Raw genomic sequence first — 21,433 nt, 5'->3', positions numbered from 1 at the left:
CCTTAATTAATTATCCTCAAATCCGCTCAAAACATTAACGATATTATTACCGATATCTTCTACAGCGTAGCCGCCTTCCATAACAAACAAAGTCGGCTTATGAATGCTGGCAATGTCCTTACCCAAAGTTAAATAATCTTCGGTTTTCAAACAAAATTTAGAAATAGGGTCATATTCAAAGGTATCAACCCCCAGAGAAACCACTAACACATCAGGATGATAATTTTTAATAAAATCAAGCGCGATTTTAAGGGTTTGACGATACTGCTGCCAATCAGTGCCCCAAGGCAGAGGATAATTAAGATTAAAACCCACTCCATCAGCCGCTCCTTTTTCATCTTCATAACCTAAAAAATAGGGATATTCTACTCGAGGATCAGCGTGCAACGAGACGAACAAAACATCACGACGATGGTAAAAAATCTCCTGAGTACCATTCCCGTGATGATAGTCTACATCCAAAATAGCTACCCGGGTTGCCCCTCCATCCAGCAAAGCTTGAGCGGCGATGGCGGCATTATTGAGAAAACAGTAACCCCCGTAAAGATTAGTTGCCGCATGATGACCAGGAGGGCGACACAGAGCAAAAACCGCCTGTTCTCCTGCGGCTAATAACTGTTGTGCTGTTAGAGCTACATTAGCTGAAGCTCTAGCGGCTCGCCAAGTCCCTGCTGTAATGGGAGTGCCGGCATCAAAGGAATAATAGCCTAACTGACCATCAATGGCTTCTGGAAGCCGGTCATAGCCTAAAGTTCGGGTTGGCCAAATCAGGGGAAGGGCTTCCCTTTCTCCGTATACTTTAACCCACTCTGACCAAGCGTTTTGTAGAAAGTCAACAAAAGCCTGCTCATGAACCCGTAAAATGGGCGCGAGACCCCTTTCAAGAGCCGGCAAAACAGAACCTAACCCGACCGAGCGAATGCGGCTTAACACCGTCTCCACTCGTTGAGCATTCTCTACAGGTGGGCGGAGTTGACCGTCAATGAGTTCAAATTTGGGGTTCTGATATTGGTGATCGCGGCTATGAATAGTTAACATGGGATTCAGTAATGGAGAGTAAAGTCATTCCCCTGATTCATTTTATGCTACAGGTTGGAACAAATTCTCAGCGACATAATTACCTATGTTTAAACCTGTAGGCAGGGCATCGGTAATGGTGGACTCTCGCACATGAACCCCTCCATAAACGCGGCTGATAGCATCTTCGGTAGCTAAATCCGAGAAACTATTGTAATTACGAACGATACCGGGTAACTCTTGGGAAACTACACTAAATTCATAATTATCCCCAAAAAAGTTCTTTAAAACCCCTGCAAAAGCTCCTGCAAAAGTTGAATGACCCGAAATATAGTCCGGGAAAGGAGGAGTATCTAGTAAAGGTTTCCAATTGGGATCAGCCACAGTTGCATCAATTCCATCATTGGCGGCAATGCCACCGGCTATCACGTCATCGGGACGGGGTTGAGTATATTTATACTTAGCCGCCCAAGCCACGATCGCCGCATCAGCCAAAGCGACGTTTAACGAAGCAAATAAACGGGCATTTTCCGCTAAAGAGGTGCCCTCACGCACAGCAACTTCTTCAGCGATTTGATTTAATTGCCCGTAGGGACGGAAAGTATCAGCCCGGTCATAAGACCAAAAATGAGCGACTTGGGTTTGGTCAGGAGTACGAGTAAGAGTAGTTATATCAGTGTTAAACCTTCCACCGATTTTTCGTACTTCTTCGATGTTTTCAGCATAGAGTGTGGGGTTATGGGTAGGTGTACCATCAAGCCCATTAGGAGCAAAAGCCTCCTCACTCGGGATAGCCCAGGGGGTAACTTGACCCCAATTAGGGCTAAGTGCTATAAAGTCCGGTGCATCGGGCTGCCAAACATAATCACCCGTAGGGGGTACATAGGGGGCGTTGTTGTTGGAGCCATCGTTTGCTCGCAGAGCGAGAATTTGGTCAGCAACAGAATAGCCAAATAAAGTCCCTGCTGTCTCAGCAACGGGCAGATCGGTAATTTCTGCCAAAGATTTAACCAATTGTTGATTAAATAAAGTGGTTTGCTGAGGAATCAATTGAGTTAGAACCCGGTAGGCTGCACCCACCGCCGCCGCTTGTAATGACGCACCCTTCGGGGCATTAACATCCACTGCATAAGCAGTATAGTTATGTTTAAAAGCATTAACTGTGTCATAAACGGCCGTAGAAACCAGTGCTAATAGCCGAGAGCCTACTGTTGGGGGAATGCCTCGTCCGGCTTCTCCTTCGGCTTGAATGGCATTTAAAGCCGTTGCATTCCAATCGATCACCACATCGGTATTGGGAGCAGACACGAGACGACTAACGGTGTTGTTGTTTTCCTCAAGTTCTGCTACTTGGTTTTGGCTGTCTACTCTGGCAATCAGATTGTAAGCTCCAGGAGCGATAGCTGAAGTATTATTGTCATAATTAATCGTTAGGGTAATACTTTGAAAAGGTTTTAAGTTAATGTTTTTCGTTTGATTCGCCAAAAGAACATCGTTTTTATCAATATTGTTATCGGTTGAACTCCATAGTTCCAGGTTAATTGGACCTGTGGCAGTGGTATTACCCTGATTAGTTATTTTTATCTTGACTTGGCCTTGATCGCCAAATTCCACTGTATCGGGTAGCTTGATTTTGGTAAATTGAGCGATTAAGTCCGGTCCCTGTCCAGTCAAAGTTTGGTTACTAGCAATATTGCTGTTGTTGGCAGGTTGAGGAGAGGAATTGTTTGCTGTGTTATTAGAAACAGAATTGCCCTGACTCTCGATAATGGAATCAGGGCTTGAAGAAGCCGCCTTATAAATCTTGTCTATTTCATCTGACTCAACATCTAAATTTAAGTTTTTTGCCAAACTAGAAAGGTTTTGTTCTGCTAGAGGATTGGCGACATTTAGATCAACAACAGAAATAGAATTCGTGGAACTCATCTCAATAATCTCCTTTTTGCTTTAAATTTACATTTCTCAAAAATCAGCAATATTATTGCTTAAAAATAGAAAAGCCTATTTTTTTGAGGAATTCATGCTTAAATAAAGCTAATTTACTCCAAGGGAGAAATTATCTTTCTCGTTGAGCTAGGGGAAGATTAGAGGTGAACAGTCATGATTAAGATACATCATCATTGAGTCAGATTCCTGAAAAAAAAATTTTTTTATGTTGAAGAGTGATCTATCTGATGGCGGAGTATATTTAAGGTGGCTTGTCCGGTTTTTGCCCAACTAAACTGGCTTGCCCTTTGTAAACTAAGCTTACTGAGATGCGATTGTAATTGACTATCGTTGGCAATAGCTGTCATGGCTGCTGTAATTTCATGGGTTTGATCAGGATTAATTAAAATGGCGGCATCGCCGGCCACTTCAGGCAAAGACGACAAATTAGACGTAATCACCGGCACTCCACAAGCCATTGCTTCTAAGACTGGCAAGCCGAACCCTTCCCATAAAGAAGGAAACACCAAGGCTAAAGCTCTATTAAGAATAACGGGTAATTGGCCATAACTCACATAATCGAGAAATTTCACCTGATGAGTTAATCCTAATTCCTCTACGGCTGTTTGTAGCTTAGGGGTATAACGGCGATCGCTTGGTCCGGCAATCCACAATTGATAGTCGTTGCGGTTTTTCAGTTGGGCAAAAGCTTGCAGCAAACGAGGTAAATTTTTATAAGGATTGGGGCGACCTAGATAGATAAAATAGGGTTGAGATGGTTTAGGCAGATTTAAAGGACGGAAATGGGTAGCGTCATAAGCTAGAGGAATAGGGGTAATCTTTTGGGCTGAAATGCCGAAAAAGTCGATAATATCTTGGGCTGTTGCTTGAGAATTACAGACGATATGACCGGCTTGTTGAAGGACTTGGGGAATATAATAGCGAAAGTAGGGGGTTAAAGGAGAGTAAGGGTTAGAAAAACGTAGGGGAATTAAATCATGAACCATGACCACAAAGCGATGATTTCTATATAGCGGCGCTTCAGGCAAGGGAGAAAATAATAGAGATGGTTGAAGTTTTTTACAGATTTTATCGAGTTTAAATTGAGTCCACCATAAACGATTTAAGTGTCCTTTAATGCCTTGTTCTGGGGTTAAATTGCCCGGAATCGAGTAATTTTTAAAATCGTCAATCGGTTTCGCTGTTAGTAAAGTCGGATTGAGTGGTTTTAAATAGGGCAGAAGATTTAAAATATAATTACTAATCCCAGTCGGTTTATCAAAAACCACAGATAAATTGATTAAAATTTCACTCACCGTTTTTTGATTTTAGGGAACAGGGAACAGGGAACAGGGAACAGACTAATGACTAATGACTAATGACTAATGACTAATGACTAATGACTAATGACTAATGACTAATGACTAATATTTTTTAGCCGCTAAAGCGATCGCCATTGGAAAAATGAGATGTTCTTGGACTTGAATACGGGCGTGGAGGGTGTCTGGTGTATCATCAGGAAGAATGGGGACAGCCGCTTGCATGACGATGGGTCCGCTATCGACTTCTAAACTGGCAATATGAACGGTACAACCTGTCACCTTGACACCGGCGGCTAAAGCTTGTTCTACACCGTTAACGCCTTTAAAACTGGGTAATAGACTGGGATGAATATTTAAAACATGATTGGGGAAAGCATTTAGCAGGACAGGGGTAATAATCCGCATCCAACCGGCCATAATCACCCATTCTACCTCGTGCTGTTTTAAGACCTCGACAATTTTTTGATCCAGTCCTTCTCGATTTTTTTTGTAGTGTCGATGGTTAATTAATACGGTGGGAATATTCCATCGTTGTGCCCTTTGTTGAACTTTAGCATCAGGATTATTATAAATGACGACTTGAATTTGGGCATTTAAGCGCTTATCTGCGATCGCTTGTGCCAAGGCTTCAAAATTTGTCCCACTTCCAGAAGCCATTACCCCTAGTTTTAACGTTTGATCTAACTGGAGTTCTTCGGGGGAACACTGAGGCGAAATAAAGCTAGGTAGTTGGTTGGTCATTCAGAGGATGCTTAAAAGAGCAAATTTATAAGACAACTGTCTCATTTTACTACTCCTAAAGTAATGATTTGATCCAATCTAGCTAGAGAAGATGGTCAAAAAAGACTACAGTCCGCTTCCTGTGCCCTAACCATATACTTTAGTCTATCTTCTAATTTTTAATTATAGAAAAAACTAATAGATAACTTAAAAAATTGGCATTTTACAAAATCAATACTTATAAGTCACTATAAATACAAGAATCTTAACGAAGATGATCAATAGATCGGAGGTAGCCCTTTATGATTGCATCCACAACAGTCGCTCAACAAGTTAATTATTCAGGTCGTTTGACCATCCAAACCCTTGAAATAGGAGAGCAAACAACGGCTATACGCTCGCTGGACTGGGATCGGGAGCGCTTCGATATAGAATTTGGTTTGAGAAATGGAACAACCTATAATTCTTTCTTAATTAAAGGCGAAAAAACCGCTCTGATCGACACCTCTCACCGAAAATTTGAGCAATTATATTTAGAAGCATTAACAGAATTAATTGATTTATCCCAACTAGATTATTTAATTATTAGCCATACCGAACCGGATCATAGTGGTTTAGTCAAAGAAGTCTTAAAAAGAGCGCCTCATGTCACAGTGGTGGGAGCCAAAGTGGCCATACAATTTTTAGAAAACATGGTGCATGAACCTTTTCAACACCAGATGGTCAAAAGTGGCGATCGCCTAGATTTAGGGAACGGACATCACTTAGAATTTGTCTTTGCACCGAATCTTCATTGGCCCGATACCATTTTTACTTATGATGAAAAAACCCGCATCCTTTACACCTGCGACGCTTTTGGGATGCACTACTGTGATGACCACACCTTTGATGAAGAACCCGATTTACTCGAAGATGATTTTAAATATTATTATGACTGTTTGATGGGTCCTAATGCCCGTTCAGTGCTAGCCGGACTCAAACGTATTGAAAAATTAGACATCGGGATGATCGCCACAGGACACGGACCCCTACTACAACATCATTTAACTGAGTGGGTAGAACGTTATCGCAGTTGGAGTCAAGAACAGACAAAAACCGAGAAATTAGTGGCTCTATTTTACAGTCAAGATTATGGTTGGAGTGACCAACTGATCAGGTCCATCGCCCTAGGAATTCATAAAACTGAAGTAGCGGTAGAATTGATCGACTTAAGCACCAGTGAACCGCATGAAATTCGGGAATGGGTCTATCAAGCCGCAGGAATAATTATTGCCATGCCGCCTCAAAGTGATGCTATTGCCCATACAGCCCTAAGTACCATTTTAGCCTCAGTCAACCGCAAACAAAGTATCGGATTATTAGAATCTGGCGGGGGCGAAGATGAACCTATTTATCCGCTACGTAATAAATTTCAAGAAATTGGTTTAACAGAAGCCTTTCCGCCTATTTTAGTCAAAGAACCCCCTACAGCCACCCTAGAAAAAATCTGTGATGAAGCCGGCACCGATCTCGGACAATGGTTAACTCGAGAACGTACCATTAAGCAGATGAAATCTATGGATAGCGACCTTGATCGGGCTTTAGGGCGACTCAGTGGGGGACTGTATATGATCACAGCCGCTAAAGACAATGTTACAGGGGCAATGTTAGCCTCTTGGGTAACGCAAGCGAGTCTAGAACCTCTAGGCATAGCGATCGCCGTTGCCAAAGATCGGGCCATTGAATCTTTAATGCAGGTAGGAGATCATTTTATTCTCAATGTTTTAGAAGAAGGAAACTATCAAAAACTGATGAAACATTTCCTCAAACGTTTTGCCCCTGGGGCGGATCGTTTTGAAGGAGTGAAAACCTATCAAGGAAATAACGGCTGTCCAATTTTAGGGGACGCTTTAGCCTATATGGAATGTGTTGTCACAACACGTATGGAATGCAGCGATCACTGGATTGTTTATAGCACAGTACAGACAGGACGAGTGGCCAAACTCGATGGCTTAACCGCAATTCACCATCGTAAGGTAGGAAATCACTATTAATTAGTTAACCGTGAACAGTTAATTAGTCATAAGATTTGTAGGGTTGGGGAATAAAACCCAACCACCCATAACTTAAAATTGGAGTTTTAATCAAGTGTCTCAATCTTTCAATAATTCTCAGCAAAACTTTAATTGGTTAAGTCTAAAAAGTATTGTTTTAGTTTTAGAACTAATCCAAGATTTTATCGTCATCTGTCTGTGTTTCGGTCTGTTTAGTTTCATGGTACTACAGATCCGAGAAATGTATCTCTCCTTACTGCCACCGGTTCAATTTGAGGCAGTAACGGCAGACATTCTCTCATTATTAATTTGGGTAGAATTATTCCGCCTATTAATTATTTACCTGAAAGAACAACGAGTCTCTATTGGAGTAGCCGTAGAAGTCGCGATTGTTTCTATTTTAAGAGAAATCATTGTTAGAGGGGTACTCGAAACCAGTTGGACACAAGTCTTAGCCGCCTGTGCGTTTTTGCTAGTCTTAGGAGTGCTAATGGTGGTGAGAGTTTGGCTACCCCCCACCTTTGATAATATCGACCCCGAACAACAAGTATCTAAACGACATAGGAGTCGAGTTACCGTACCCGATCCCGACATCAACAATCATATTAATCCCGTTTCTCTCACACCCTCAGAAAAACATAGTTAAAACAAGGTGGGTCAAGTACCCACCCTACCAACAAAATCATCTGTATTCATCTGCTACAGGCTGCATCTAAAAAACCCTTATAAATAAAAACAAAAATGCAAACCTTAACACCAAACCTTAAAAGAGATGTACAAGTAGCCACCCTAGCTACAAACACCACAATATTCCGTTCTCGCACCTGGGACCGACTCAAATTTGAGATAGAATATGCCCGTCAAAAAGGAACAACCGCTAACTCTTATTTAATCACAAGCGAACGAACAGCCCTCATCGATCCACCCGGCGAGTCATTCACCCAAATATTTTTACTGCAATTACGGCAACAGATCAACATAAACCAATTAGACTACATCATTTTAGGTCATGTAAATCCTAACCGCATGGCAACCCTAAAATTATTGATAGAACAAGCACCCCAAGTAAAGCTAATTTGTTCAAAACCGGGGGCTAACATCCTCAAAAATGCCTTTCCCTCATTAGAATCTCAAATTCAGGTGGTGCGTTCCGAGGATACTTTAGACCTTGGCGGCGGTCATCTTCTACAATTTATCTTTGTTCCTACACCCCGATGGGCTGATGGACTCTGTACTTATGACTCCCAAACCCGTATTTTATACACCGATAAGTTATTTGGGGTTCATGTGTGTGATGATGTGCTTTATGATGAAGACTGGAAACAATTAGATAGTGATCGCCGCTACTATTTTGACTGTATCCATGCAGCACAAGCGAAACAGGTGGAGGCGGCTTTAGATAAATTAGGAACCTTTACAGCCAAATATTACGCCCCCGGTCATGGTCCCATTGTGCGTTATAGCCTTAGCCGCTTAACTTATGATTATCGCCAATGGTGTCAGTTGCAGAAAACCCAGGAATTAAAAGTCGCTTTATTTTATGCCTCTGCTTATGGGAATACCACCACTCTCGCTAATGCCATCGCTCAAGGTTTAATCGATAATGGAATAGCGGTAGAATCAATTAACTGTGAATTAGCTGAACCGGCCCAAATTAATCAAGCGGTAGACAGTTGTGACGGGTTTTTAATTGGTTCTCCCACGTTAGGGGGTCATGCGCCGGTACAAATTCAAACAGCATTGGGTATTATTTTAGCGTCAGCCGCCAAAACCAAGTTAGCCGGTGTCTTTGGGTCTTATGGTTGGAGTGGAGAAGCGATCGATCTGCTAGAAAGTAAATTAAGAGATGCTAATTATCGTTTTGGGTTTGACAGTATTCGAGTTAAATTTACGCCCGATGAGAAGACCTTACAGCAATGTCAAGAGGCGGGGGCCACTTTTGCCCAAACCCTGAAAAACCGGCAAAAATTGCGCGTTCCCCGTGCAGGCGGCACAGATGGGCAAGCTGATCGTACTGCACAAGCGGTAGGTCGAATTATTGGTTCTTTGTGTGTGCTAACTACCCCAGGAGGCGACAGTGATCAAGCTTTTCTGACTTCTTGGGTGTCTCAAGCGAGTTTTAATCCTCCGGGCTTAATGATAGCACTGGGAGAAGACCAGGGTGCTGAGAGTTTAATTGAACCTGGAACTCAATTTGTTCTCAATATTTTAAAGGAAGGGCGCACGCTAAGACGGAATTTTGCTTTCTCTATTGCCGGTGAAAATAATTCTTTTCCTGAACTAGAAACTCGTGCGGCTTCTAATAATTGTTTAATCTTAAGTGAGGCATTAGCTTATTTAGAATGTACGGTACAACAACGGATCGCCACTGGTGATCGTTGGTTAATTTATGCTGAAGTTAATAAGGGCGAAGTTCTCGAAGCCGATGGAGTAACTGCTATTTGGCATCGTAAGTCGGGAAGTTGTTATTAAGTTTAGGTGAGCAGTGCGGAACACGAGCGTTGCACCCCAATCCATTTCCTACTGTGTAGAGGCGTTGTCTGTAACGTCTCTATTTTTATGAGATAATAAAAAAACTTGAAATAGTTAAGCTTAAAATTATGGCTATACCAAGAATTAGAATTGCTAAAGATAAAGCCGAATTAGTACAGGCATTAGTGGATTTTAATGGCGCAACGGGTCCCTTTCAAACCTATGCAGATGTGATGGTTTTTGCGGCGGCTTTAGGGGCAAAATTTCAAAAGCGAGTGCCTTTAGGCATTATCTCTAAAGAACCCGCGCCTATTAGTTTAGAAATTTTTATTTCACGCGGCTATGATGCCCTGATTAAACTTTTAGCCATTGCTGAAACTAAAGACCCAAAAATTCTTTCAGCTTATCGTCTTGAAGCTGAAGCCCAACGAGTAGAAATTTTTGAAGAGTATGCTAATGGAGGGTTAGAAATGTTAAGGGATGAGTTACGAGGAGCGGTAGACTATTCAGATCGATTATTATTAATTTTAAGTAATGAACGTTTTCAAGAAGATTCTACTGATGAAGAATTTGATTTAAGTCGATTTTTATCTATTTAATCTTGACGAGGTTGACTATCTATGCTAGTATCAGTCTTCGTAAAAAATCTATTAGAGTTAAATAATGCTGACAAACATAAGACTTTTGACTGAAGCTTGCAAAGCCTTAAATATTCATTATGAAATTCTTCATCCCAGTCAAAATCTAGTTAGATTTAAAATCGGTCAAGAAGATTATTATTTTACCAATTATACTACGCCTTTTCTTTCTAATTCTGTGGGTAAACTTTTTAAAGATAAAGATTATGTCTATTATGTCTTTAAAGACCGAGTAAATGTGCCGAGAAGCGAATCATTTTTATCTCCTTATTGCCCAGAAAAATATTCTAAGTATTTACACTATAAAAATATTGACGCAATAGTCGAAGAAATACAAAAAAATTTTTTGCTGCCTATAATTATTAAAAGAAATACCGGTTCAGCCGGTAATAATGTATTTCTTTGTCAGGATATTGACCAGGTTAAATCCTCCCTGGATATCATTTTTAATGTGAACAGTAAAGAATATGATTATGTAGCCATCGCTCAAGAACAGATAGATATTTTGCGGGAATATAGAGTTATTATTTTTAAAAATGAAATCCTTCTAGTTTATGAAAAAAGTATAGTTGATGCTATCTTTACTGGCAATTTATCGCCGCTTCACTGGGAAGGTTCAAAAGCAATACACATAACCGACTCAAAGATTATTGCTGAGATCAATCAATTTATCGCCCCCATGTTTGAAGAAATGAAAATCCCTTACGGCGGCTTAGATATAGCCATCGATAAAAATGGCCAATACTGGTTAATTGAAATCAATTCTCATCCCAATTTCGAGATTTTTATTAGAGATAATGATGAAAATATTATCATAGATATGTTTAAAAAAATCTTAAAAAGCTATTTAAAAGGATATGTAGGTTAGGTTCAGGCGATGTCTTGAGTGATAGTCGAAGGAAACGAAACCCAACGCCGGTTAAGATAATGTTGGGTTTTACTGCCGTTCAACTCAACCTACAACTAGATTACCGATCAATACTGATCTGAGCCGCCTCTTTCCAGTAATTGTAGCTACAAGTTGAAATTTCTTGTTTGTAATCTTGATACAATTCATTTAAAATGTTGAAAAACGCTAAAGCATATCTATTTAGTCCCAATAGAGTTAAGCTTTTTAATATACGAGTAATTCGTAAATGATTATGATTTTTTATGGTCAACCAATTTTTGCTTCTTTCCTGAAAATTATTCGATTTTTTGAGAGAAACTGACCCCCGAGAATCGTCACAGTCAAACCCATAAAATTTCATCATTAACTTAAAAGATTTAAGGACATTTGTTTTTAAATCTTCATCATTCTTAAAGCATTCTATATCTTCATCGGTTAATACCGGAGCATCTAGATTAAAAGCACTTCTTTCAGCCAGAGGAAAGAGCCATTGAATATAATCATGTACATATTCAAGCCGCTCAAAGTCCCAATTATAAATTTCATCAATTAGATAGCCTTTTTTGCCAGGATGAGAGGTAATAGTGCTGCTTTCACCCTTATAAAAAAGAATCAAAGGACTAGACAGGTTTTTAGCATTCACAAAAGACATAATCTTACTTAACCTCAATAAATCAGCAATTAAACACTACAATTAAACATATTTACGGCCATTTCCGTGTATTCTTTTAACAACTCTTGCGGCAGAGCAGGTTCAGAATTTTCTTTTTTATGAACTATTATATTAATCTCTTCTCACTCAAAAAATATCTTCTTTACCTCCAAGAGTTAAGCAACAATAGACAAAATTAGCCGCTCTCTGGGTTAAACTGCATAAAAGTAGAAGTCAACTTGTGATATCTATGCTCACCCAACTACAGATCTGGTTCAACATTGCTTGGCAGGTGTTAAGTTATAGCCATAAGCTGATCGCTTGGAATCTCTTTTTAGCCTTTATTCCTCTCGTCTTAAGCTTTTGGTTATTCCGTCGAGCGCAAAAACGTTCTCTACTGTGGTGGATCGGTGTTTTAAGTTTTATGGGTTTTTTACCCAATGCGCCCTATGTCTTAACAGATGTTATTCATCTGATTGATTTAATTCGTTATGGGTTTTCAGCTTGGATTGTGGCTTTGGTACTCATTCCCCAATATACCCTATTTATCTTATCCGCTTTTGAAGCATACACCATCTCTGTGATTAATGTGGGTTACTATCTCCATCGACAAAATCTCAGCCGCTATATCCTAGCCACTGAGATCATCATACACGCGCTTTCTGCCATCGGCATTTACTTAGGACGTTTTCAGCGCTTTAATACTTGGGATTTTGTCACCCAACCTAAAATTTTATTGAGTAGTATTTTTGAAACTTTTGTCAAAAAGCAACCGATTCTAGTGACTGTAATTACCTTTGTTGTGATCACCGTTTTATACTGGTTAGTGAAACAAGTTAATTTAGGAATCGCTTTGAGAATAAAAGAATCGAAAAATAAAAATTATTCCGAATAACCCTTTCTTGACCAGTAAAAATTACCCTTTAAAAAAAATGGTTTTAAAGATGAAATACAAAAGCTATTTAAATTTTAGAGAGTCAAATGCGTTGCAGTGCCCCAGAACTTTTCAATTGTGACAGGGTAGTATTACCAGTGCATAATAACGCGGTTTCCAGTTCAGCAATTAAAAATTCTACTAACTGCTCAACAGCCGATTCTGATTCTACGGCGGCTTCTAAAAAAGGTCGCGCCAATCCGGCTAAATCTGCTCCTAAAGCCAGTGCCTTAGCCGCATCTAAACCGTTTTTAATCCCACCAGAAGCAATCAAAGGAATACTCGGAGCAATCTCACGAATCGAGGTGATACACTCGGCGGTAGGAATACCCCAATCCGCAAAAGTTTGCCCTAGACGGCGTTGCTTTTTGTCTTTAGCTCGTTGACTTTCCACTTTCGCCCAGGAGGTTCCACCGGCTCCGGCTACGTCAATGGCGGCTACACCCGCCTCGATTAATTGTTTAGCCATTGGTGCAGAAATCCCATTTCCCACTTCTTTGACCATGACCGGCACGGGTAACTTTTGACAGAGTTCGGCAATTTTGCTCAATAGTCCTCGAAAATTCGTGTCTCCTTTCGTTTGCACGCACTCTTGTAGAGGATTAAGATGTAGAATGAGAACATCAGCCTCGAGCAAATCTACCAGATGTAAGCACTCCTCTAAACCGCATCCATAATTCAACTGCACAGCCCCCAAATTCGCCAACAACAGAATGTCAGGCGCAAGGGAACGCACAGCAAAAGTCGGTGCTAAATGGGGTTGTTCGAGGGCAATTCGTTGGGAACCTACCCCCATCGCTAACCGATAGTGTTGGGCAACTGTTGCTAGTCGTGTATTGACTAGGCGAGCTAATTCTGTTCCTCCAGTCATAGAGGAAATTAACAGAGGTGCGCCAAGAGATTTGCCGAGGAAGGTGGTACGGAGATCGATGTCGCGGCGATCAATTTCCGGAAGACAACAATGGGTAAAGCGATATTGCTCTAAGCCACTGGTGACTTCTCTAAATTGTACGTCTTCTTCTAGACAAACTCGCAGGTGTTCGGCTTTTCTGCTTTCAATATCAGTGATTTGGTTCATTACGCGCACTTGTGGTCATCAAACACGCAAAGCTTACCATAAATCGCTGCCTCATTCCCAGTGTTTTCTGCATGGATGCAAATAAAACAAACCCTTCCCCTACTCGCTACTAAGGAGAAATCCCGAAGCCATTGGGTAACTGCCACAGGTTGATCCAACCTCTCTGACCGCTTTGGGTTTCAACCATAACAAAGTTGCCGCTACGTAATCCGTTATAGGGACGTACAGGCTGACCATCCCGCAATTGGGTAATTAAAGAACCTCCATTAGGTTCTGAACGTAAGTCGGTAGAATCATTAATGGGTTGCCATTGGGCATTATTATAGCCACTCGCTCCTGTAAACCCTGTAAATCCTGTAAAATCTCTATATCCGTTTCCTCCTGTTGGTGTTGCCACAGTGCCAGGGAGAGCGAAGGTTTGTTGTCCTGCAAAGTTTCCTGGCTGCCCTGGAGGTGACTGTTGAGTTAGTGTTTGTTGGTTGTAATTTTGTAAGGAAGAATTTTGAGAGTTAGAGGGAGCTTGTTGCCCATTGAATTCGTTACTTTGAGGTCTATTCGGTGTTGCCTCTACTCCACAGATGGAGGACAAATCGATTAGCTGTCCGGCTTGAGTTACCATATAGCAAGCTGGAGGTTGTGCCTTGGCTGTAGAGGGAAAGCCTACAACTGCCCCTAAACTGAGTAATCCTAAAGACAAACTTATCAGCCGATCAAGTCTATTAACACCCATCATCTTTTTAACCCTTTTCACTACCGCTTTAGTTTTAGATTAGCGGTAGTCAGGGTTCAATCTCCTCTCAAAAGAGAAAGATCATGGTCTATGCTTTAAGGTGTAGAAACTCCTAACCTTTAAAATTTGGTTAAATCAATCGAACCACTGACGGGTTGTACATCCCCATGATTCGTATTTTTCCATTGATTTTGTTCCTCGAGGAAATCCACAGAAGGCGCGGCTTTGTAAGAGCCATTATCAATCTGATATAAGTTAGAATCTACTCCACGATTCGAGGATGATTGATTAGAAAACCACTCGGAAAGATCTTTTGAGGGAAGTTCTCTTAAATCTTGTACTGTGCCGGTGGAAACTTCAGGGTTTTTAACTTCTTCGACAGGAATCTGTCGAACTTCGTCGGCTGTGCTTGGACTAATCCACAAGCCAAAAATTGCCCCAAAAATCGGAAAAATAAGGATTAATGATTGCTTATTCATAGATACAACTCCAAGAGCCTTGATTATTAACTTTAGTTCAAATTTGAGATTAGATTAAGATGGCTCTCGTTTGGAAGGAGCCAAAGCGGGAAATGTCGGAAAATAACTCTTATTCAAGCTGAGAATTAAAACAAGAACTTTTTCTAGCCTACAGAGTTATGACATCCGATCTAAGAGATAATTTACCAGACTGCCCGCTTTTGTGCTACCTGTTAGAGAAGTAGATTTATGGTGCTACGCGCAAGCCGCTCAGGCAATAGCTTACAGCTAGAGGAGTGATAGCCCTACAAGAGCAGCGAGTACACTGCTTCAATCTAGGCCGAGAGCTTAAGTTACCGAATAAATTCAATGAATATTGGGATGAAGAGGGATTTGGGACATCCGCTTATCAGTTACAGAGTATGGGTTTAGTCAAGCTTGCGGGTAATCAAGTCGCGCCGCGTTGTCAATTGTATGGAGTTATTTTAGTGATCTGATTGAAAACCAAACAAATGTAAATCCTAACTAAAATAAATCTATATTTTTGATGTTAAATTCAGACACATCAACTGATAGATCATCTGTATCAAGTTTAACTCCTCTTTCCGCCTCTCTTTTTCCGATTGTTTTAACTTCTGCCAATCTCGCAGATGCTGGAAGATCACCTTTTTCTTCATCGTACAGACTAAACCAGGGTAATCCATATTGGGTGTAAGTCTGCACATCAATTGGTGTTGGAGGTGGTTCAAGACCGGTTATCTCTTGATACTTTTCACTGTTGACAATATATACAGAAATCGACCCGTAGTTCTCTAGATCCCAAGTGTCTATACCATATTCGTCAGGATAGATTTTTTGTTTCATCTTCCCTCCTGCCCCAAGTCCCATTTCACTATCGACTGCGGGTGTCATAGAGGTACTCTCCAATATTATATCATCATAATTATCTGAGATAGGTGGTGGCTGGTCGGGAAATTTACCAAGTTTGGGTTCATAGACTAAAATTTGGATGCCACCAAATTCCTCTACCCCAGTTACTTGAGCTTCAATCGTATCACCTAAACCTAGCGGTACAGCAACAAATTGACGGATGAAACCTTCACCCACATTGATCCCATCTAACCAAGGTTGATTAGGACAAACAAGATAGTCTTGTGGATTATCTTGCAGATATTCGTCCCATGCTTCACCAGAGACTGCATTGATTTGGCCAACTCCTATTTTAACTGCGTTTGGCTTCCAGTATCTCCCGTTAAAGCCAAGCCATAGTGCTTCTCGCTGATACATGGGAATGAAGAAGCTATTAGGCTTCTTCCAATGGTCGGGGACGCGGTTTAGATAGTCAGCAACTCGGTAAACTGGAAACACACCTAATCCTGGTGGGAGTGGATAAATTTTACCATCATCAGGAATTTTGAGTGTCCGTTGAAATTCAATGGAAAATCTTTCTCCGATAAGTATTCTAAAGTCTTCGACAGTAATATCTAGCATAGTAACCGATCTCCAAACTCGATCAATAAATGAAATAGGACTTACACCTAAATTCTACCCATAGCAAGAGACAGTCTCTTTATTCCTACAGGTAGACTATTGACCATTAATTTGCATAAGCCTTGCAGGACTGTTTTAAAACTCAGCAAAGCTCTAACTCTTGAAGACGTTGTTTTATAACTGATGCCGGAACTGCATGGTTAGTGATTCTGGCGTTTCCTCCGTAGTGAATCCCCAAAGCCTTTCCTGTCTCTAAATCCAGTAGAACAGAACCAGAATTTCCTGTAACTGTAGAACAATCATGCTTGATAGAATTATTAGTTACCCCAATAATATTACCAGGTTGTAGCCTCTTCACGTCGTATTTATACTCCAATATCCGAGCTATAAGAGACGCATCTTCGTCTTTGCTGTCAGGTCTTCCTGGATAACCTATTATCGCTACATTTTGGGTCGGTGTGAATTTTGTTGATTCTGATAAAGGAATTGGTTGTCTATCTAGTAAAGAAGTTGGTTGTCTATTTAGACCGTCAGTATTTTCTGTTGTAGATAGCTTTAAAAAAGCAATATCTGGTCCTGATGTTTTCTCAATGTGAAGGATTCGTTCTACTTTAAACAGAGATGTATCGAAAGAGAAATGTTCTCCTCTAAAATCAATACTAGAATCCCTATTAGCCAATTCATCTGCTACATGGCGGTTGGTTATCACAATATCAGAAGTAACAAGCCAAGCTGTTCCGATTGTTATAAAACGATCACTAAAACTATATTGAACTCTTCCAGATGCCTTAATTGCAAACTCGATATGTTTTCTTGCGTTCTCCAAAGGGTCTTTCCATAGGGGATCTACTGCCTCTTTAAAAGTGTCATCTTCGATTAAGATCGGAGTTCTATTAGCTGTTAGGATTATAGCCTCTAGATTTATCTTTAATTCTTCCTCTGGTGTTTTCTTCTCAGAAGGAGGAAGCAAGTCATTCAGATTAATATCTGGATTGTTAATTAAATCTTGCAGATATTTTTTAACTGTTTCGTCTTTAAGAACTTTTTCTACCTCGTCGGCGAGATTAATCTTACTTGTTCCATCAAGTATGTCTTGTAATAGCGATTCTATTAATGAGTCCATTAGTCCTCCTAAGATTGGTTAGTGTTTCGTGAAATTTCAATGGTAAAGTCCCAAGAGAAGTAACCGAATAACTCTTGTGTGTTTCCATCCTTAGCCAACTTATAGAGAGCTATGTAAACGCTCAAATTTTCCGTTCCTGCTCTGCTTACTTTAGCTTCATAACTAACCGAAGTAATGCTTTCGTATTTTGGAGGCAGACCATCTGGGTTTTCTGAGTTGTAGAATGCGCGATTTATAGTGACGAAATTGGGTTGAAAAGATTTAAAAGTACTATTTTTTTGAAAAATTCCGTAAATAATCGTCGCATCTTGGGAATTGGCATAGATCGAAGTAGATTTAAAAGATAGCTGATCGCCAGGTTTGGCGATTAACTCAAGCTTGAAAATCTCTTCGGAAGTTTCTATAACCCTTGTCGAGCCAGAAACGATGAGAAACAGGTCATTGGAATTAATGCGAGTCGGCTTAGTCTTATCCTGGCTAGGTTTTGGATAAGTTGCTCGAATGCGCTTAGTGTCAATTACTGCAATAACATTGAATTTATTGGGCGTTTGCTTTAATTCTGTCGTCATAAAAACCCCTATTTTGGCTATACCTCTGAAGATATACTGTTTTAGGGGATTTGGTTTTTCCCACATCTATTAGACGTTTCTCCACCCCTATTGAGGAATTTTTCAAGTTACGAGCCAATTTTCTCCCCAAAAATCTCCCCTCATCCCCTATAACCATTACCCTTCTTACCTTTGAGGCGTTGCAAATTCTTCTCCACTTCCCCACGAGCCGGATACAATAATTGCTGAATTAAAGCGCTTTGATATGCTTGTATTACTCCCAACTTATCTCCCAACCCTACCAAAGCTATCCCTAACCAGTAATCAGCCGCAACCGGATTAAACGCTTTCAATTGCTGACATCCTTTACAAGCCGCTTCCCACCATCTTTTACTCGCCCTAGCATCTCCTCAACTCTATTCCCCTGTTTCCTCAGCAAAAGTAGAATTTTTATACTAATCAAGCCAAAAAGGTTCTGCTAACAAAGTGGATGTTAGCAACGTCGCGTCAACCTGATATACAGCGTAGTGCAGAGGTAATTCATGCTAAAATAGAACCAAACTTTGGGAGATAAAAATGAACTGGTGGCAAAGGCTAAAACATAACTCTCTAGCTCGTTTTGGAGCCATCTTACTGATCCTGTTTTATGTTATAGTCATTGCGGCTGACTTTGTTGCGCCTTATAGTCCTTATGATGGGCAAGACGATGGTTCCCTCCTACCACCTACCCCGATTTACTGGCGAGTGCAACAAGGCCCTGATCAGGGAAAATGGATAGGACCCCACGTTTATCCCACTACCCAAAGTCCTACTGATCTCAAAACCGGCGAACGTACCATTAAAGAAGACTTTAGTCAACCCTCTCCCATTCGTTTGTTCGTCAAAGGAACCCCTTACCAACTGTTTCAAATTCGTCTTCCTCTTCCCCCCTCGTTTCAAGAAGTGGATATTTTTCCAGGTTTGACAGTGGACCGACATTTATTTGGTGCAGTAGGTCCTGGCAAAATTAATTTACTCGGAACCGATGAACAAGGCAGAGATGAATTTAGCCGCTTATTATTTGGCGGCAGAATTAGCTTATTTATTGGCTTAGTGGGAATTATCATTTCTTTCCCGTTAGGTATGATTATTGGTGGCATATCTGGCTATTTCGGCGGCTGGATTGATATGATTTTGATGCGTTTTGTTGAAGTGCTAATGACGATTCCGGGGATTTATTTATTAGTGGCTTTAGCGGCTGTTTTACCCCCGAGTTTATCGAGCGCTCAACGCTTTTTATTAATTGTTTTAATTACCTCTTTTATTAGTTGGTCTGGACTCGCTCGGGTGATTCGAGGTCAGGTACTTTCTCTCAAAGAACAGGAGTTTGTACAAGCCGCGCGAGCGATGGGGGCTAAACCTTTTTATATTATTATCCGTCATGTGCTTCCGCAAACGGCCAGTTATATTATTATTTCTGCCACGTTAGCGGTGCCGGGTTTTATTATTGCTGAATCGGTTTTAAGTTTAATTGGGTTAGGCATTCAGCAACCCGATCCCAGTTGGGGAAATTTATTATCTTTAGCCACTAATGCCTCTATTTTAGTGTTACAACCTTGGTTAATTTGGCCACCGGCTGTATTGATTGTTTTGACGGTATTAGCGTTTAATTTATTAGGAGATGGGTTAAGAGATGCGCTTGATCCTCGTAGTTTAGAACAACGATAAAAGTCGCTCAATTAAGCAGAAGGTAAAGCAATAATATTAAGATTTCCTTGTAACTCTTCAAGAGACTCAATGGCAATTAGGTCTTGGACATAGGAACGATAACGAAATAGCTGGTATCCTCTTGATAAAAGATATTCAGCAACGGGTGTATTACTGCTTTGACTACCCGCAATATTTTCATAGATAATATTAGGAGAAAATTCTCTCAATAGCCGCTCACAACCGGCTAAAACCTGCATTTCATGACCTTCAGCATCCAGTTTAAGCCAATCAACTTGACTAAGATTTTCCTGCTCAATTAAGCTATCAAGAGTCAAACATTGGATTTCAAGAAGGTTTTTGCCTTCAGGAGCAACAGATTCCTTCATCACTACTTCATTTAATTCATTAGCTGCATGGAGAGCTAAAAAAGCCGTTCCCTGGCGCTCACTGGCGGCTGCTGCATAGATTTTTACCTGAGTTAATTGATTGATTCGTGCAGTTTCTTCTAAACATTTTACACAGCCAACAAAAGGTTCAACAGCTATTACCTTTCCTGTAGAACCGACTTTTAATGCCGCGCTGAAGGTATAAACGCCGACATTAGCTCCCACATCAATAATTGTCATTCCCGGTTGAAGCTGATTGTGCCAAAATTCTATTTCGGTTTCAAACCAATCTCGTTGAGCTAATAATACTAGAGTAACGATACTGTGGAGACTTGATTCTACGGCTAGTAAAACCTCTTCATCAAAAGGTATATAGGTAAAAGGACTATCTAGCGGCAATTGACTCCACGCCCAATCAGAAGATTGATTTGTTTGTTGATAATATTCAGCCGCCATCTGATGCCAAAATTGACTAATTGCGGGTTTTTGTAATTGTTTATAAGCTAAATATAATGACTGAATGGTTTGAGCATAATTGGGTTTTAATTCCCTAGATCTTTGTAAATATAATAATCCTTCCCATTGTTTATTCGCTAAACAAGAAAGTCCTAACTGAAGATTACGAATCACCGAATTAGGAGCAATTTGAGTTCCTAACTGAAGAAACCGCAATCCGCTTAGATTATAAAAAACTAACTGAGCTTGTACCAGGACTTCTGTTAACAATAATAAAGCTTGAGCATAGCCATCGTGAGCTTGTAATAAATTATCTATTTCTTTTGTATAAAGATTAGCAAAAATGGGGTTTTTCTTGGGTAAATAGACTAATCCACGACCCAAATTTTCTCCTTGATATAGAGGTTGCATAATTTCCAAAAAAGACGAAAAAGCTATCCTCCGGGCCTGTTCAATTTCACCTATCATCACGTTAATCAAAGCAATATGAGCCGCACACAGAGGATGAGACTCTTCTTGTACCCCTTGCCTTAAAACTTCTATTGCTGTCTCTAAATAGAGAGAACGAATTGATAAATCTTGGGCCTGTTCTGCTTCAATTAAAGTTATAACAGCAATATTATTTAAATCTGTTGCTGATTGGGGTTCATCCCAGTTGGTCTTTTCTACATCCGTCAACAATTGTGGATAAGAATTTAAATTAAGTGCAGGATAATTTTGTTGAAGATATTCACAATAAACATTTATAGGAGAATTCTCTTGGGAAGTTTCCATATCTAAACAATTTTTCTAACATCTAGGTTAGAAAGATAAATTAAGGGATTTATATAGGCATTCTCCATGAAAAGAGATCTAGTTACTATCTCCTGAA

At 40.3% G+C, this 21,433-nt stretch carries 21 protein-coding genes; 8 read left to right on the top strand and 13 right to left on the bottom strand.

The window, feature by feature from the left end; all coding sequences use genetic code 11:
• Window positions 1-6: 6 nt before the first annotated feature.
• From CYAN7822_RS17185 to purN, 4 genes are all read right to left on the bottom strand, one after another.
• Window positions 7-1,038, bottom strand: a complete 1,032-nt coding sequence (locus CYAN7822_RS17185; protein ID WP_013323525.1) for a histone deacetylase family protein — start codon at window positions 1,036-1,038, stop codon at window positions 7-9.
• A 42-nt stretch (window positions 1,039-1,080) separates the two neighbouring features.
• Complete coding sequence (locus tag CYAN7822_RS17180) at window positions 1,081-2,943, bottom strand: CARDB domain-containing protein (protein WP_013323524.1); 1,863 nt, start codon at window positions 2,941-2,943, stop codon at window positions 1,081-1,083.
• 224 nt (window positions 2,944-3,167) lie between these two features.
• Window positions 3,168-4,259: a glycosyltransferase family 4 protein gene (locus CYAN7822_RS17175; RefSeq protein ID WP_013323523.1), complete on the bottom strand. Its 1,092-nt coding sequence runs from the start codon at window positions 4,257-4,259 to the stop codon at window positions 3,168-3,170.
• A gap of 108 nt (window positions 4,260-4,367) precedes the next feature.
• A complete protein-coding gene (purN, locus tag CYAN7822_RS17170; protein WP_013323522.1) occupies window positions 4,368-5,006 on the bottom strand; it encodes a phosphoribosylglycinamide formyltransferase in 639 nt (212 codons plus the stop codon).
• A gap of 281 nt (window positions 5,007-5,287) precedes the next feature.
• Here purN and CYAN7822_RS17165 point away from each other — a divergent pair, with 281 nt between their 5' ends.
• The 5 genes from CYAN7822_RS17165 (at window position 5,288) to CYAN7822_RS17145 (ending at window position 10,996) form a co-directional block, all read left to right on the top strand.
• Complete coding sequence (locus tag CYAN7822_RS17165) at window positions 5,288-7,018, top strand: diflavin flavoprotein (protein WP_013323521.1); 1,731 nt, start codon at window positions 5,288-5,290, stop codon at window positions 7,016-7,018.
• A gap of 94 nt (window positions 7,019-7,112) precedes the next feature.
• Window positions 7,113-7,664, top strand: a complete 552-nt coding sequence (locus CYAN7822_RS17160; RefSeq protein WP_013323520.1) for a phosphate-starvation-inducible PsiE family protein — start codon at window positions 7,113-7,115, stop codon at window positions 7,662-7,664.
• Between the two features lie 95 nt (window positions 7,665-7,759).
• Window positions 7,760-9,490 (top strand): diflavin flavoprotein, encoded by a 1,731-nt coding sequence (locus CYAN7822_RS17155; protein WP_013323519.1) that lies wholly within the window; start codon window positions 7,760-7,762, stop codon window positions 9,488-9,490.
• A gap of 128 nt (window positions 9,491-9,618) precedes the next feature.
• Window positions 9,619-10,089 (top strand): DNA phosphorothioation-associated protein 4, encoded by a 471-nt coding sequence (locus CYAN7822_RS17150; RefSeq protein WP_013323518.1) that lies wholly within the window; start codon window positions 9,619-9,621, stop codon window positions 10,087-10,089.
• Between the two features lie 64 nt (window positions 10,090-10,153).
• Window positions 10,154-10,996, top strand: coding sequence for an ATP-grasp domain-containing protein (locus CYAN7822_RS17145; protein WP_013323517.1), 843 nt, complete (start codon window positions 10,154-10,156; stop codon window positions 10,994-10,996).
• 100 nt (window positions 10,997-11,096) lie between these two features.
• Here CYAN7822_RS17145 and CYAN7822_RS17140 read toward each other — a convergent pair whose 3' ends face one another.
• A complete protein-coding gene (locus tag CYAN7822_RS17140) occupies window positions 11,097-11,669 on the bottom strand; it encodes an opioid growth factor receptor-related protein (RefSeq protein WP_013323516.1) in 573 nt (190 codons plus the stop codon).
• Between the two features lie 250 nt (window positions 11,670-11,919).
• Here CYAN7822_RS17140 and CYAN7822_RS17135 point away from each other — a divergent pair, with 250 nt between their 5' ends.
• Complete coding sequence (locus tag CYAN7822_RS17135; RefSeq protein ID WP_013323515.1) at window positions 11,920-12,564, top strand: DUF1361 domain-containing protein; 645 nt, start codon at window positions 11,920-11,922, stop codon at window positions 12,562-12,564.
• A gap of 82 nt (window positions 12,565-12,646) precedes the next feature.
• On the opposite strand, the gene fni is transcribed toward CYAN7822_RS17135, so the two are convergent.
• The 3 genes from fni to CYAN7822_RS17120 form a co-directional block, all read right to left on the bottom strand.
• On the bottom strand, window positions 12,647-13,681 hold the full coding sequence (gene fni, locus CYAN7822_RS17130) for a type 2 isopentenyl-diphosphate Delta-isomerase (protein ID WP_013323514.1): 1,035 nt from the start codon (window positions 13,679-13,681) through the stop codon (window positions 12,647-12,649).
• 109 nt (window positions 13,682-13,790) lie between these two features.
• Entirely contained in the window at window positions 13,791-14,414 is a 624-nt protein-coding gene (locus tag CYAN7822_RS34650; protein WP_013323513.1) for an SH3 domain-containing protein, read from the bottom strand.
• A 116-nt stretch (window positions 14,415-14,530) separates the two neighbouring features.
• Complete coding sequence (locus CYAN7822_RS17120; RefSeq protein WP_013323512.1) at window positions 14,531-14,890, bottom strand: hypothetical protein; 360 nt, start codon at window positions 14,888-14,890, stop codon at window positions 14,531-14,533.
• Between the two features lie 275 nt (window positions 14,891-15,165).
• On the opposite strand from CYAN7822_RS17120, the gene CYAN7822_RS39505 reads away from it, so the two are divergent.
• On the top strand, window positions 15,166-15,366 hold the full coding sequence (locus CYAN7822_RS39505; RefSeq protein ID WP_041933287.1) for an AAA-like domain-containing protein: 201 nt from the start codon (window positions 15,166-15,168) through the stop codon (window positions 15,364-15,366).
• Between the two features lie 28 nt (window positions 15,367-15,394).
• Here CYAN7822_RS39505 and CYAN7822_RS17110 read toward each other — a convergent pair whose 3' ends face one another.
• From CYAN7822_RS17110 to CYAN7822_RS17095, 4 genes are all read right to left on the bottom strand, one after another.
• A complete protein-coding gene (locus tag CYAN7822_RS17110) occupies window positions 15,395-16,360 on the bottom strand; it encodes a hypothetical protein (RefSeq protein WP_013323511.1) in 966 nt (321 codons plus the stop codon).
• A gap of 142 nt (window positions 16,361-16,502) precedes the next feature.
• Window positions 16,503-17,483 (bottom strand): trypsin-like serine peptidase, encoded by a 981-nt coding sequence (locus CYAN7822_RS17105; protein ID WP_013323510.1) that lies wholly within the window; start codon window positions 17,481-17,483, stop codon window positions 16,503-16,505.
• 8 nt (window positions 17,484-17,491) lie between these two features.
• On the bottom strand, window positions 17,492-18,118 hold the full coding sequence (locus CYAN7822_RS17100) for an inclusion body family protein (RefSeq protein WP_049802576.1): 627 nt from the start codon (window positions 18,116-18,118) through the stop codon (window positions 17,492-17,494).
• A gap of 74 nt (window positions 18,119-18,192) precedes the next feature.
• A complete protein-coding gene (locus CYAN7822_RS17095) occupies window positions 18,193-18,384 on the bottom strand; it encodes a hypothetical protein (RefSeq protein WP_041933286.1) in 192 nt (63 codons plus the stop codon).
• Window positions 18,385-18,607: 223 nt separating this feature from the next.
• Here CYAN7822_RS17095 and CYAN7822_RS17090 point away from each other — a divergent pair, with 223 nt between their 5' ends.
• Window positions 18,608-19,738 carry an ABC transporter permease gene (locus CYAN7822_RS17090; protein WP_013323508.1) on the top strand — a complete coding sequence of 377 codons (1,131 nt, stop codon included), beginning with the start codon at window positions 18,608-18,610 and terminating at the stop codon, window positions 19,736-19,738.
• A gap of 11 nt (window positions 19,739-19,749) precedes the next feature.
• Here the strand turns inward: CYAN7822_RS17090 and CYAN7822_RS17085 are convergent, their stop codons facing one another.
• Window positions 19,750-21,336 (bottom strand): FkbM family methyltransferase, encoded by a 1,587-nt coding sequence (locus CYAN7822_RS17085; RefSeq protein WP_013323507.1) that lies wholly within the window; start codon window positions 21,334-21,336, stop codon window positions 19,750-19,752.
• Between the last annotated feature and the right edge of the window lie 97 nt (window positions 21,337-21,433).

It is taken from the genome of Gloeothece verrucosa PCC 7822, from assembly GCF_000147335.1.
GTDB lineage: Bacteria > Cyanobacteriota > Cyanobacteriia > Cyanobacteriales > Microcystaceae > Gloeothece > Gloeothece verrucosa.
This window is presented reverse-complemented; position numbering and strand designations above follow the sequence as displayed.

Excerpts from the sequence above, each read along its gene's own strand:
- CYAN7822_RS17185 (WP_013323525.1), bottom strand. The coding sequence starts at position 1,038 with ATGTTAACTATTCATAGCCGCGATCACCAATATCAGAACCCCAAATTT.
- CYAN7822_RS17180 (WP_013323524.1), bottom strand. The coding sequence starts at position 2,943 with ATGAGTTCCACGAATTCTATTTCTGTTGTTGATCTAAATGTCGCCAAT.
- purN (WP_013323522.1), bottom strand. The coding sequence starts at position 5,006 with ATGACCAACCAACTACCTAGCTTTATTTCGCCTCAGTGTTCCCCCGAA.
- CYAN7822_RS17165 (WP_013323521.1), top strand. The coding sequence starts at position 5,288 with ATGATTGCATCCACAACAGTCGCTCAACAAGTTAATTATTCAGGTCGT.
- CYAN7822_RS17155 (WP_013323519.1), top strand. The coding sequence starts at position 7,760 with ATGCAAACCTTAACACCAAACCTTAAAAGAGATGTACAAGTAGCCACC.
- CYAN7822_RS17150 (WP_013323518.1), top strand. The coding sequence starts at position 9,619 with ATGGCTATACCAAGAATTAGAATTGCTAAAGATAAAGCCGAATTAGTA.
- CYAN7822_RS17145 (WP_013323517.1), top strand. The coding sequence starts at position 10,154 with ATGCTGACAAACATAAGACTTTTGACTGAAGCTTGCAAAGCCTTAAAT.
- CYAN7822_RS17140 (WP_013323516.1), bottom strand. The coding sequence starts at position 11,669 with ATGTCTTTTGTGAATGCTAAAAACCTGTCTAGTCCTTTGATTCTTTTT.
- CYAN7822_RS17135 (WP_013323515.1), top strand. The coding sequence starts at position 11,920 with ATGCTCACCCAACTACAGATCTGGTTCAACATTGCTTGGCAGGTGTTA.
- fni (WP_013323514.1), bottom strand. The coding sequence starts at position 13,681 with ATGAACCAAATCACTGATATTGAAAGCAGAAAAGCCGAACACCTGCGA.
- CYAN7822_RS34650 (WP_013323513.1), bottom strand. The coding sequence starts at position 14,414 with ATGATGGGTGTTAATAGACTTGATCGGCTGATAAGTTTGTCTTTAGGA.
- CYAN7822_RS17120 (WP_013323512.1), bottom strand. The coding sequence starts at position 14,890 with ATGAATAAGCAATCATTAATCCTTATTTTTCCGATTTTTGGGGCAATT.
- CYAN7822_RS17110 (WP_013323511.1), bottom strand. The coding sequence starts at position 16,360 with ATGCTAGATATTACTGTCGAAGACTTTAGAATACTTATCGGAGAAAGA.
- CYAN7822_RS17105 (WP_013323510.1), bottom strand. The coding sequence starts at position 17,483 with ATGGACTCATTAATAGAATCGCTATTACAAGACATACTTGATGGAACA.
- CYAN7822_RS17100 (WP_049802576.1), bottom strand. The coding sequence starts at position 18,118 with ATGTGGGAAAAACCAAATCCCCTAAAACAGTATATCTTCAGAGGTATA.
- CYAN7822_RS17090 (WP_013323508.1), top strand. The coding sequence starts at position 18,608 with ATGAACTGGTGGCAAAGGCTAAAACATAACTCTCTAGCTCGTTTTGGA.
- CYAN7822_RS17085 (WP_013323507.1), bottom strand. The coding sequence starts at position 21,336 with ATGGAAACTTCCCAAGAGAATTCTCCTATAAATGTTTATTGTGAATAT.